The sequence below is a fragment of the Actinomyces sp. Marseille-P3109 genome (assembly GCF_900323545.1).
GTDB lineage: Bacteria > Actinomycetota > Actinomycetes > Actinomycetales > Actinomycetaceae > Actinomyces.
Map to the genome: position 1 here is coordinate 461155 of NZ_OOHN01000008.1, position 12674 is coordinate 473828.

The 12674-nt window shown below is 68.9% G+C and carries 7 protein-coding genes; 4 read left to right on the forward strand and 3 right to left on the reverse strand.

The features are described from left to right. Positions 1 to 98 precede the first annotated feature (98 nt). Positions 99 to 347: a WhiB family transcriptional regulator gene (locus tag BQ8008_RS02290; RefSeq protein WP_108834572.1), complete on the reverse strand. Its 249-nt coding sequence runs from the start codon at positions 345 to 347 to the stop codon at positions 99 to 101. Positions 348 to 553: 206 nt separating this feature from the next. Continuing rightward, entirely contained in the window at positions 554 to 4069 is a 3516-nt protein-coding gene (locus BQ8008_RS02295; protein WP_234415185.1) for an FtsK/SpoIIIE domain-containing protein, read from the reverse strand. 203 nt (positions 4070 to 4272) lie between these two features. Between BQ8008_RS02295 and ligA the strand changes: the two genes are divergently transcribed. Further along, positions 4273 to 6747 carry an NAD-dependent DNA ligase LigA gene (gene ligA / locus BQ8008_RS02300; protein ID WP_108832639.1) on the forward strand — a complete coding sequence of 825 codons (2475 nt, stop codon included), beginning with the start codon at positions 4273 to 4275 and terminating at the stop codon, positions 6745 to 6747. Between the two features lie 78 nt (positions 6748 to 6825). Here ligA and BQ8008_RS02305 read toward each other — a convergent pair whose 3' ends face one another. After that, positions 6826 to 8796 carry a L,D-transpeptidase gene (locus BQ8008_RS02305; RefSeq protein WP_108832640.1) on the reverse strand — a complete coding sequence of 657 codons (1971 nt, stop codon included), beginning with the start codon at positions 8794 to 8796 and terminating at the stop codon, positions 6826 to 6828. A 401-nt stretch (positions 8797 to 9197) separates the two neighbouring features. Here BQ8008_RS02305 and gatC point away from each other — a divergent pair, with 401 nt between their 5' ends. The 3 genes from gatC to gatB are packed head-to-tail and all read left to right on the forward strand — an operon-like array spanning position 9198 to position 12534. Then, complete coding sequence (gatC, locus tag BQ8008_RS02310) at positions 9198 to 9503, forward strand: Asp-tRNA(Asn)/Glu-tRNA(Gln) amidotransferase subunit GatC (RefSeq protein ID WP_108832641.1); 306 nt, start codon at positions 9198 to 9200, stop codon at positions 9501 to 9503. Next, a complete protein-coding gene (gene gatA / locus BQ8008_RS02315) occupies positions 9500 to 11041 on the forward strand; it encodes an Asp-tRNA(Asn)/Glu-tRNA(Gln) amidotransferase subunit GatA (protein ID WP_108832642.1) in 1542 nt (513 codons plus the stop codon). The genes gatC and gatA overlap by 4 nt, the downstream gene beginning before the upstream one ends. Then, a complete protein-coding gene (gatB, locus tag BQ8008_RS02320; RefSeq protein WP_108832643.1) occupies positions 11038 to 12534 on the forward strand; it encodes an Asp-tRNA(Asn)/Glu-tRNA(Gln) amidotransferase subunit GatB in 1497 nt (498 codons plus the stop codon). The genes gatA and gatB overlap by 4 nt, the downstream gene beginning before the upstream one ends. Positions 12535 to 12674: the final 140 nt, after the last annotated feature.

Sequence of the window (12674 nt, forward strand, 5' to 3'; positions counted from 1 at the left end):
TTTTCGGCGTCAAGCGATTGAAGGCAGTGGAATAAAAGAAAACGGCGTTCGCACGAATAACCGTGCGAACGCCGTGACGTTCATGCCTCGACCGGCTCTCAGGACGATCTGCGGGCGCGAGCCGCACGACGCTTGAGGGAGCGCCGTTCATCCTCGCTCATGCCTCCCCAGACGCCGGCGTCCTGGCCGTTCTCCAGTGCCCACTTCAGGCAGGTGTCCACCACCTCGCAACGGCTGCAGACCTCTTTCGCCTTAGCGATCTGAGCGATGGCCGGACCGGTGTTTCCTACAGGGAAGAAGAGCTCCGGGTCGACGGTGAGACATGCGGCTTGGCTGCGCCAGTCCATAAGGGCCCCCTTCAAGGTCATCGGTCATGCGGCTATCGCCGGTCCGGTTTGTCAGGGGACGGCGGCCACGTCTGAGAACAACTTTCACACGACGGGGGGCGACGGGCAAGACTTCGATCGTGAGACCTGCGCCGATACCCTGTCGTGATCCTCACAGGTTGTCAGAGCGTTGAGATAACGCAACTTCCCGCCATTGAGAATGCCTGTTAAACAGGCTGTTCAATAGGATTATTGTGGTTGTCGTCCCCAGGCCTTGGCAGCACGATCTGAATCGGTAGACACGTTCCGCGATAGACGAGGGCTCCACGCCCCGGGAGCGTCAGCGCCCGTGGATCGGTGGCAGCTCTCAGTGACATTCCCGCGGCCTGGTCGGCATGTCGCATACCGGGCCACAGCACAACGATCGCTCCTCGCTCGCGCAGTGTCGATATCGCACCGCGGAAGGTGGCTGCGACCTTCTCCGTCGACGCCGATGCCAGGACCACCTCCGATCGTGCCAAGGCGGTCTCCACCCGACTGGTAGTTGCCGGATCTGCCGTGTCCAGGTCGTCGACGACGAGGTTTCCTGAAGGGAGCGCCTGAGCCAGGGCCCGCAGTGCCGTGGAGCGTCCCGAGCCAGGTGGTCCTACGACCAGGACACTGGTTCCCGGAGGCAGAAGGACAGGCAAAGCCGTGTCGCCTCCTACGGCCCAGGTTCCCTCCGGGACGTCGGCCCAGGTGATTCGCTCTGGCAGAGGCTCGAGCCGGAGTGCTGGGCGGCGACGGCCCGACTCCGGCAGGGGTTCGTGACGGAGCACGATCTGACACGCGGTTGTCACCGCCCCGTCCAGGATGACGCCCCGCCCCGGGACGCCGCCGGTGACGACCCCGCGTGGAAGACCGGCGAGCGCGGCCTGGGTGCTGGTGGCTGCGCCCAGGACCAGCCTGAGTCCTACGGATCCGGCCCACCGGGAGGTGGAGGCAGCCAGTGGGGCGGTCAGCAGCAGAGACATGCTCGTCGCCGACGCGGTACGGATGATGGCCTCCAGCATGGCATTGCCCTGTCCGGGACCCAGCACCTCGTCAACGGCTGGGATGAGCGCGTCGACGTTGTCGAGGCACAACAGATCGCCGTTCAGACGCCCACTGGCCGCAAGGCCCCACAACCGGACCAGGCGCCGTGGGTCCTCCGCTCCGACAACGGTCCCCACCGCGGGATGCGTCAGAAGCCTCTGCACGCCTGAGGCGGATCCTGCGCCGGAGCCTTCCGCCGTCGGGGAAGTGAGTCCGCACAGGTGCACTCCTCGTTCCGAGCGCAGCGCCCCCATCGATGCCGACGCCACGAGCGTTGAACGCCCCGACCCCGGTGTCCCGAGCGCCAGCAGCGGGCGCGCGATCGGCCAGCGCCACAGCCCCAGGCTCTGCTGGTGAGGAAGATCGGTCAGGGCGAGAAGGACCTGTTCTTCCGCCTCGTCCCGACCAGAGCGCATCTGCCCGACGCGGTCGTCCTCCGAGCGCTCCCCGTGGGCGCCCGGGACGCGTCGTCGTCCCATCTCCAGCGCCCCGGCCTCGTCGACGACGGCGGGCAGGGCGGGCGCCCACGGACGCCATGGGGAGGCGTGGCCCTTGGCGGCGCGCGAGACGAGGTCGACGATCTGCTGGACATCACGGTCGTTGCCGCACCAAGGAGCCTGAAGCACCTGGGTGCCGAGTGAGTCATCAGGATCGTGGGAGTCTGGTTCGGTTCCGCTGACCAGGACACGTCCGGGATGACGACCGAGTCGGGCGGCGCCGTCGTGCCCCAGGACGTCCCTGGAATCGGCGGCGTCGAGCACCCGCAGACACATCCGTAGGGAGGTGTTGGCTCGGATCGCGGGGGAGACGGCGCCCTGGGGGCGCTGGGTGGCCAGAATGAGGTGGATCCCCAGGCTGCGTCCCTGGGCGGCGATGCGTACCAGCGCCTCCAGCACGTCGGCGTGCTCCCCGGCCAGCGTGGCGAACTCGTCAACCGCCACCACCAGGTGAGGGATGACCACCTGAGGCGGGAGAGAAATGATGTCCTTGGCGCCGTGTTTGGTCAGGATCCTCTCGCGCCGGTGCACCTCGGTCTCCAATGAGGACAGCGCCCGCCTGGTGCCGGCCGGGTCCAGGTCGGTGAGGACCCCGGCCGTGTGCGGTAGGCCGGCAAGAGATCTGAAGGCGGCCCCTCCCTTGTAGTCGACGAGGACCATGGTGAGACGGTCCGGTGGGCACCCCAGAGCCAGCTGCACCAGCCAGGAGATGAGCAGCTCGGACTTCCCCGATCCCGTCGTCCCTGCCAGCAGAGCGTGCGGACCGTCCGCCACCAGGTCGGCGCTGACCGGTCCGTGCGATCCCACTCCGAGGATCGCCGGCAGTGGCAACGTCCCGGAGGTGTGCGAACGGGTCTGCTCCTTCCACCGCGCCCGAAGCTCGTGAGCGTCGAGGTCTTCCACGACCTCGCTGAGACGGACCATGTCGGGAACGCCTTCATGCGCCGCCGATGTCTCTGCCTCCGTGGTGATCCTGGACCGGCACAGGTGGCGGACCGCATCCCACCAGGCGGGTGAGCACGACGGCGCCCCGGTCGGAGCCGGGCGCACCCGCAGCGCCTGAGGCGCAACCCGATCGTCTGGACAGGTCAGCACCTGAGCGACGTGAGGGCGAGCTCGCGGTCCCCAGGTGAGACGAACCCCGTGGGAGCCCCTGGCGCGCGTGCTGAACCGGTCCTCCACCCGGCCGTCCCACGGGTTGTCCAGCTCGGTCAACCGGACCTCATCGCGGGCCAGAAGCTGCGCGCACCACCACATCAGGACGTTGCCGGCCTCCTTGCCCTCTAAAGCCAGGCTCTCCCCGTCCTCAAGTGAGAGGATGCGCCTCCGTCGGCGCTCAGCGGTCCAGGCGGTCAGGGGGCCGCGTGCGCCTGACGCCGTCGCCGAGCCCTCGGATCCTGCTTCCTGGGCGGGCTCCAGCGCGCTGGAGCGAGCCGCCAGAGCCAGCAACATCGTGGAGGGGTCCGGGTGTCCGCGTCTCCAGCCCGGATGGAGCCCCTTGAGACGCGGGCGGCCGCGGCGCCATCGAGATCCGCCGCTACCGCGGCTGCCCCGACGCCGTTGCAGGAACGGCACCAGGCGCATGATCGTCATCGCGAGCATCGGTGCCACCATGACCATGCCCATGGCGCCGCGGCTTCCGGTCGTGATCGCTATCGCCGCCGAGCCGGCCATGACCAGGATGCAGACCAGTGAGCCCACCATCGACCAGACCAACGAGGACGCCGACGGGGGAGCCGGAACCACCAGGTTGGTGGGACGTCTGCGCAGCTCGAGCACGCTGTCTCCCAGGCGCAGCAGCGTCCCCTCCCTCAACCCGACCTCCCTGCGAAGACGCAGCCACAGACCCAGGTGCCAGTAGCGGTAGGTCCCGTTGACCGAGCCGCAGTCCCGGGCCCGGACCCGGCGACCGTGCAGTCGCAGGCGCAGGTGGCGGCGCGAGACCAGCGGGTCGCTCAGCACCTCGTCCCGGCCCAGGACGGTTCCGTCTTGGGCGGCCATGACCAGTCCGCGGTCGGGCCCGTCCAGGATCGCGAGGTGCCAGGGGCCCGTCAGGGCGTCAACCGCCGCTCGGGCCGCGGCCCTGCCGGCCGACTGCGAGCAGAAGGCCGTGGAGCGGCCGCTCACCGAGCAGAGGGCGTGCGGGTCAGAGGCATCAGACGTGGAGCTCACACACCCAGAATCGCGGGTTGGACCAGTCGCGTCTCCGGCAGAGGAAGCGGGGTGTGGACAACCTCGCAGTTCCCGGCTGAATCGGCTCGCTGTGGACGCCTGGAAGGCCGAGATTCTGCGGTCCACTACCAAGGACACGTGCCAGGCAGCCCGTTCGGGGACGCCTGAAGCCGTTTCGAGCCGGGGTGAGGAAGGATAGCCCCATGACTGACACCGATGCTCCCCGCGGCACTGCTCCCAGGCCGGCCGGACCGACACCGTCGGTCCCCGGCTCGGACGACTCCCACCGTCAGAGCCCTACCGCGCTGACCGTCGTCCCGGCCCGTGCTCGGGAACGCTGGGGCGAGCTGGTACGCGACATCGAGGCCGCCCGAGACGCCTACTACAACGCGATCGATGCCGAGAGCCCCCTGTCCGATGCCGACTACGACGTCCTCTACCGTGAGCTGGAGGACCTGGAGTCCGCCCATCCAGCCCTGGCCCGGGCCGGATCACCGACCCGTAGCGTGGGGGGCCGCGCGATCACCGACTTCGCCCCGGCGCTCCACCACGAGCGCATGTACTCCCTCCAGGACGTCTTCTCCCTCGACGAGGTCCAGGAATGGGCCGAGCGCATGGTTGCCGAGACCGGTGTCGCCGACGACGAGCTCGCCATGACCGCCGAGGTCAAGATCGACGGCCTGGCCGTGGCCCTGACCTACGAGAACGGGTTCCTCACCCGAGCCGCGACCCGTGGTGACGGAACGACCGGTGAGGACGTCACCGGCAACGTGCGCACCATCGCCAGCGTCCCCCTGGTACTGGCCGGCGACTCCCACCCCTCCCTGCTCGAGGTACGCGGCGAGGTCTACTTCCCCACCCAGGAGTTCGAGGCCTTCAACGAGGACCGTCGCACCCGCAACGTGCAACGGCAGGCCGACGGCGCCGCCCTCCTGCAGGTCTTCGCCAACCCCCGCAACGCGGCCGCGGGCTCACTGCGCCAGAAGAACCCCGCCATCACCGCCTCCCGGCCACTGGCGATGATCGCCCACGGGGTCGGCGCCATCACCCCCGCACCGGGAGAGAAGCTTCCCACCCGCCAGCACGAGTGGTACGAGCTCCTGGCCGGCTGGGGGCTACCGATGTCCCCCTACAACACCGTGGTGCGGGGGCGGGCCGAGCGCGAGGCCTACATCGAGCGCTACGCCACCCACCGCCACGACCTTCTTCACGAGATCGACGGCATCGTCTTCAAGCTCGACGACCACTCGCTCCAGCGCCGACTCGGCCACACCTCCCGGGTCCCGCGCTGGGCCACGGCCTACAAGTACCCGCCCGAGGAGGTCCGCACCCGCCTGCTGGACATCGCCGTCCAGGTGGGTCGCACCGGACGCGTCACCCCCTTCGGCATGATGGAACCGGTCCTCGTCGCCGGCTCGACAGTGGCCCGGGCCACCCTCCACAACGCCACCGAGGTGGCGCGCAAGGGCGTTCGCATCGGGGACATGGTCATCGTGCGCAAGGCCGGTGACGTCATCCCCGAGATCCTGGGGCCGGTGGCCGACCTGCGCGACGGCAGCGAGCGGGCCTTCGTCATGCCGATGCACTGCCCCTCCTGCGGCACCGCGCTGGCGCCGGCCAAGGACGGCGATGTCGACCTGCGCTGTCCCAACACCCGCTCCTGTCCCGCCCAGCTGACCGAGCGGATCGCGCACATCGGCTCCCGAGGCGCGCTCGATGTCGAGGGACTGGGCGACGAGGCCGCCGGCGCCCTGACTCGACCCGACGCCGGACGCCGTGAGGCGCTGGCCGCGCTCGCGGCCGGGCAGAGTCTGGAGACGGAAAGCGGGCGACTCAGCCTGCCGGCGGGCGAGCGCGACTCGCTGCACGCCTCCCAAAGGGTGGAGGCTGTCGAGGAGCTCCTGAGGCGGGCAGGGGTCACTGAGCAGACCCCGGTGCTCACCGGTGAGGCCGCCCTGTTCGACCTGACCGGGGAGGACTTGCGCGAGGTCTTCGTGTGGCGTCCCGTCTCACGCCGCGGGGTCCCCACCGGCGACTGGCGCCTGAGCCGGTTCTTCTGGACCAAGCAGACCTATGACGCAGACGGTCGGGTCAAGAAGGCGACGGCGCCCGGCAAGAACGCCATCGCCATGCTCTCCCAGCTCCGCGAGGCTCGCACCCGACCGCTGTGGCGCATCCTGGTGGCCCTGTCCGTGCGGCACGTCGGTCCGACCGCCGCCCGGGCCCTGGCGGCGCGTTTCAGGTCCTTGGAGGCTCTGTGCCAGGCCGACGTCGCCGAGCTGGCCGAGACCGACGGCGTGGGCCCGACCATCGCTGAGTCCTGGGTGCGGTGGCGTGATGTCGACTGGCACCGCGAGATCCTCAGCAGCTGGGAGGCAGCCGGGGTCCGTACCCGGGAGGAGACCTCGGATCAGCAGGTGGAGCCTGAGCGGACCCTGGAGGGACTGACCATCGTCGTCACCGGTTCGTTGGAGGGCTTCACCAGGGACAGCGCCAAGGAGGCCATCGTCTCGCGAGGCGGTAAGGCCTCGGGCAGCGTCTCGAGGAAGACGAGCTTCGTCGTCGTCGGTGACAAGGCCGGCTCCAAGGAGGTCAAGGCCCGTGAGCTGGGACTGACGATCCTCGACGAGGACGGCTTCGTGACGCTCCTGGAGAAGGGGCCGCAGGCAGTGTCCTGAGGTGTCGTCAAAACTGGGGCGGGGCAGCTCCTGAAAAGGAGGTGCCCCGCCCCAGCTGCGGCTGGACCGATTTCCGGCTCAGTAGTGGCTCTGGACCACGGTGTTCGTGTCGACCCAGTTGTAGATCCACTGCGCCTCGGGGATCGGCATGTTGACGCAGCCGTGGGAGCCGGAGTACCCGAAGCTCGAGCGCCATCCCGCGCCGTGGAAGGCATAGCCGCTGTGGAAATAGCTCACCCACGGGACGTCCTCAGCGACGTAGGGCGAGCCGTCAGCGTTCTCGCCCCGCATCGTCTGGATCTCGTGCTGCAGGTAGACCTTGTAGGTGCCGGTCACCGTCGGGGTCTCGGGGGCGCCGTCGACGATGGAGACCGGGCCGCGCACTGCGGTTGCGCCCTCGTAGGCGGTCACCGTCTTGCTCGACAGGTTGAGGTCGACCCACTTCTCACCCGGAGCGGCCTGGTAGGGAAGGTTCTCCGCGCCGTCGGCGATGGTGCGCTCCTTCCACTCCGCCTTGACCGTCGTCGTCTCGAAGGAACCGGCATAGGCCTTGTCACTGCCGAAGGACTGGGTGATCGAGGTGGCGACCGCGTCGGCGTTGTTGACGGTCTTGCCGTCCTTGGCCTCCGTGGGGGTGGAGACCACCTTCCCACTGGCGTTGACGTTGCGCTGACCGGTGACGGGGTCAACCTTGGCCTCCTCGGCCTGTGCCTGGACCCACTGCGAGACCTTCGCGGAGTCCACGGCGATAGTGGGGGCGGAGTCGGCCGAGTTGGTCACCGTGATCCACGAGGCCTTGTCCGTGTCCTCCGCCGTGTAGGAGTCGTCATCCAGGGTGATGGTCACGTCCTGCGAGACCCAGTTGTTGGCCTTGTCGGCAACCTTCTGGGCGTCGTCGTCGGAGACCTTCGGGTCGGCGTTCGTCATTGTCAGGGAGACCGATGACGAGCCCAGGGACGTGGCGGACTTCTGTGCGGCCTGCGCCAGGGCGTCCGCATCCAGGGAGGCGCCCTTAGAGGCGCTCGTGGTGGAGAAGGTGGTGCCGTCGTCGCTGAGGACCACGGTGGCGTTGCGTGCCTTGGCACGGTCCTCGGGGATGAGGGATGTGGAATAGGCGTCCACCGTGGTCTTGTCGGTGGAGCTGACCACCGGGACCTCTCCCTTGGAGACCAGGGCCTGGAACTTCTCACCGAGCGTGTCGCCGCGGGCCATAACGGCATCGGCGGTGGCCTGAGCATCCACGGTTGTCCCCAGGTCAGTCAGAGAGGCGCTGGCGGTGACATCACCCGAGATGTCCACCTTGGCGTTCTTCGCACGGTTCTCAATGGTGGCGACCACCTCCTCGCGGCTCTGGCCGGAGACGTCGGTACCGGCGACCGTCGTCCCGGGCACGGCACGACCGTCGTAGTGCGCGGCATAGGCGTAGCCACCCGCCCCGACGACACCGAGCAGGAGGAGCGCTGCGGCGGCAACGCCCAGCGGCCAGCGGCGACGGCGCCTGGGCTCATCCAGGTAGGAGGCCTCGTCCGGGTGCTTGGGTGACGCGAATGCGGATGCTGACGGAGTGCCGTCGAAGACCGCGGCAGTGGTGACAGGGGAGATGAAGGAGTCATCAGAGGAACCGACGGGGGGCTGGGCCGTGCCGCCCTCAGGGACCGCTGGGTCCGGAGCCGTCTCAACGGTCCCGTCCGAGGTCGCCACCTCCGGCCCAGCGGGCTCGGAGGACTCCGGGGCGCCATCGGTAACGGCCGTGCCGGTGGTGCTGTCACTGCTCGGCTGGGCGTGCAGCTCGTTGTCGGCTCCGGGCGCGGCGGCTGCCGCCGGGGCGACCACCTCGAGCTCCTCGGTGTTGCCCAGGTCCTTGTTCATATCGTTCGCGGTGGTGCTGTTGGAGCGTGCGTGCGGTGCCGTGTCGTTCGCAGCCGCCTGGAAGACAGACTGACGACGCACACCCGTGGGCTCTCCGTAAGGTGTGCTGAGCACAGGGGTCTTGCTCGGTGAGGCTTCTCCCTGATGCTGAGCACCGGTGGGGGAAGTGTTGCTGCTCATGCGTCCTCGTCCCTCGATCTGTTGCTCCGCACCGTGCGGAGCCCGGTCGAATCCAGTTGTCCATCCGACCCCCGGTGGCCCGAAGTCCTGGAGGCCCGATCCAAGGGCTGCCCCGGACCGTCGCGGGATCACTGCTCCCGGAGGTCCTCAACAACCCAGTGCGCACCATGACATCCGTGAAACGATGGGATGTCAATCATCCTCGGGGATGAAGTGCTGTGAGATCGCACGAATCCGGTCTCGGTTTCGTTTCTGTTGGAATCCGGGGGTTTGAGAACCATGATCCATCCGCCTGCCTCAGATCGTCCACGGGGAGCTGTCCCCGTCTTGAGACCCGCGGGACATGGCACTCTTGCGCTTGTCGTGACGGCAGCCGGCCCGGCCCGGCTAGACTCCACTCCATGTCTGCTATTTCCACTGATGAGGTCGCACGGGTTGCGGCGCTGGCTCGGGTGGAGCTGAGCGAGGAGGAGGTGACGCGCCTGGCCGGTGAGCTGGACGCGGTTGCCTCCTCCTTCGCCCGGGTCACGAGCGTGGTGTCGCCCGACCTGCCGGCCACCTCCCACCCCGTTCCGCTGACCAACGTACTGCGTGAGGACGTCCCGGCTAGCACGCTCGACGTCGATGAGCTCCTGGCCGGTGCGCCGGCCTCCGAGGACTCCATGTTCCTCGTGCCGCAGATCCTGGGGGAGGACTCCGCCTCATGAGCAGTGCTGACAAGACCGGGCTGGCCGGCCTCATCAGGAGCAGCGCCGCCGATCAGGCGGCGGTACTCGCGGCAGGGGAGGTCTCCTCCCGCGAGCTCACACAGGCTCACCTGGACCGTATCGCCGCCGTCGACGGCACCGTGGGGGCCTTCCTCAACGTGGATGCCGAGCGCGCCCTGGATCAGGCCGACGCCGCCGACATCGCCCGTCGGGAAGGACAGGCGACCAGCGAGCTGACCGGTGTTCCGGTGGCCGTCAAGGACCTCATCGTCACCCGCGGACAGGTCACCACTGCCGCCTCACGAATCCTTGAGGGATGGGTGCCGCCCTACGACGCCACCCTCGTGCGCAACCTGCGTGCCGCCCGCACCCCGATCCTGGGTAAGACCAATCTCGATGAGTTCGCCATGGGCGGCTCCACCGAGCACTCAGCCTTCGGGCGCACCGCCAACCCGTGGGACCTCGGGCGCATCCCCGGAGGCTCCTCGGGCGGCTCCGCGGCCGCCGTCGGCGCCTACGAGGCCCCCGTGGCCGTCGGCACCGACACCGGAGGCTCGATCCGCCAGCCCGCGGCCGTCACCGGGACAGTCGGCGTCAAGCCCACCTACGGCACGGTCTCGCGCTTCGGCGTCATCGCCATGGCCTCCTCGCTCGACACGCCCGGTCCCATGGCCCGCACGGTGCTGGACACGGCACTGCTCCACGACGTCATCGCCTCCCACGACCCGCTGGACTCGACCTCGTTGTCGGACGCCCCGCGCGGCATGGCCGCCGTCGTGCGGGCCGCTCAGGAGGGACGGGACCTGACCGACCTGCGGGTAGGTGTCATCTCCGAGCTCGACGGCGGTGAGGGCTACCACGATGGCGTCGTGGCCTCCTTCCACGCCGCCCTGGAGCTGCTTGAGGCGGCGGGCGCGCAGGTGGAGACCGTTTCCCTGCCGCACCTGGAGTACGCGCTGGACGCTTATTACCTCATCATGCCCGCCGAGGCGTCCTCCAACCTGGCCCGGTACGACGGGATGCGCTACGGCCTGCGGGTCGAGCCGGCCTCGGGCCCCGTCACCGCCGAGACCGTCATGGCGGCCACCCGCGGGGCGGGCTTCGGCGATGAGGTCAAGCGTCGCATCATCCTGGGCACTCACGTACTGTCGGCCGGCTACTACGACGCCTATTACGGCTCGGCCCAGAAGGTGCGCACCTTGGTGCAGCGTGACTTCGCCGCCGCCTGGGACAAAGCGGACATCCTCGTCTCGCCCACGGCCCCGGTCACGGCCTACCGCTTCGGGGAGAAGGATGACCCGTTGGCGATGTACAAGCTGGACGTCACCACCATCCCGGCCAACCTCGCCGGAGTTCCCGGCATGAGCCTGCCCTCGGGCCTGAGTGATGACGGGCTGCCGGTGGGCTTCCAGATCCTTGCGCCTCAGCGAGCCGACGACCGGCTCTACCGCGCCGGAGCCGTGCTGGAGGCAGCGCTGGAGGAGACATGGGGGGCGCCGCTGCTGTCTCGCGCGCCCGAGCTGGAGGAGACACGATGAGTGACACGCTGATGGACTTCGACGAGGCCGTTCGCCGCTACGACCCGGTCCTGGGACTGGAGGTGCACGTCGAGCTGGGGACCGCGACCAAGATGTTCGACGCTGCTCCCAACGTGTTCGGCGCCCAGCCCAATACGATGGTGACCCCTACATCGGTGGGACTCCCCGGCGCGCTGCCGGTGGTCAACGCCCGCGGTGTGGAGTACGCCATCCGCATCGGGCTGGCCCTGGGGTGCGAGATCGCCGAGTCCTGCCGCTTTGCCCGGAAGAACTACTTCTACCCGGACCTGGCCAAGGACTTCCAGACCTCACAGTCCGATGAGCCCATCGCCCACGACGGTGCCCTGGAGATCGAGCTGGAGGACGGATCCTTCTTCACCATCCCGATCGAGCGGGCCCACATGGAGGAGGACGCCGGTAAGAACACCCACATCGGAGGCGCCGACGGCCGCATCGAGGGCGCCAGCCACTCCCTGGTGGACTACAACCGCGCCGGTGTGCCGCTGGTGGAGATCGTCACCCGCCCCATCGAGGGTGCCGGCGCCAAGGCCCCTCAGGTCGCTGCCGCTTACGTGCGCACCCTGCGCGACATCTTCCGGGCCCTGGGCGTCTCCGAGGCGCGCATGGAGCGAGGCAACGTGCGCGCCGATGTCAACGTCTCCCTGCGCGAGTCGCCCGACGCGCCGCTGGGCACCCGTACCGAGACCAAGAATGTCAACACCTTCCGCGGTATCGAGCAGGTCGTTCGCTACGAGATCCAGCGCCAGGCAGCCATCCTGGCCGCCGGGGGAGAGGTGATCCAGGAGACCCGCCACGGTCAGGCCGACGGCACCACCCGCGCCGGACGCGTCAAGTCCGACGCCGATGACTACCGCTACTTCCCCGAGCCGGACCTCGTTCCGGTGGCGCCCAGCCGGGAGTGGGTCGAGCAGATTCGAGAGCGCCTGCCGGAGATGCCCGCGGCCAAGCGCCGCAGACTCAAGGCCGAGTGGGGCCTGAGTGACACTGAGATGCGCGACGTCGTCAACGCCGGGGCCCTGGAGCTCATTGAGGCCACGGCTGCGGCGGGAACCACCGGGCAAGCCGCCCGCAAGTGGTGGATGGGCGAGCTCTCCCGCACGGCCAAGGAGCAGGAGACCGCCCTGGAGGACATGGCCGTCACGCCCGCTCAGATCGCCGAGCTGCAGGGGCTGGTGGACTCCGGCCGGCTCACCGACAAGCTGGCCCGGCAGGTTCTCGAGGGGGTCCTGGCCGGAGAGGGTGACCCTGAGGCCGTGGCCGCTGCTCGCGGACTGGAGGTTGTCTCGGACGACTCCGCCCTCCTGGAGGCTGTGGACGAGGCCCTGGCGGCGAACCCGGACGTGGCTGACAAGATTCGTGGCGGCAAGGTTCAGGCGGCCGGCGCCATTGTCGGCGCCGTCATGAAGGCGACCCGTGGCCAGGCCGACGCCAAGCGCGTGCGCGAGCTGGTCATGGAGCGTGTCCAGGGCTGAGACGAGCTCTACTGGTCATCACCGCTGCTTGTTCCCTCGTGCTGAGGGTCGCTCGAACATGTCCGGTCCGTCTTCACTGCTCGTTACGAGTGGGGACGGACCGGACTGTTCGTCGTCGACGGTCCCTGAACGATCTATGT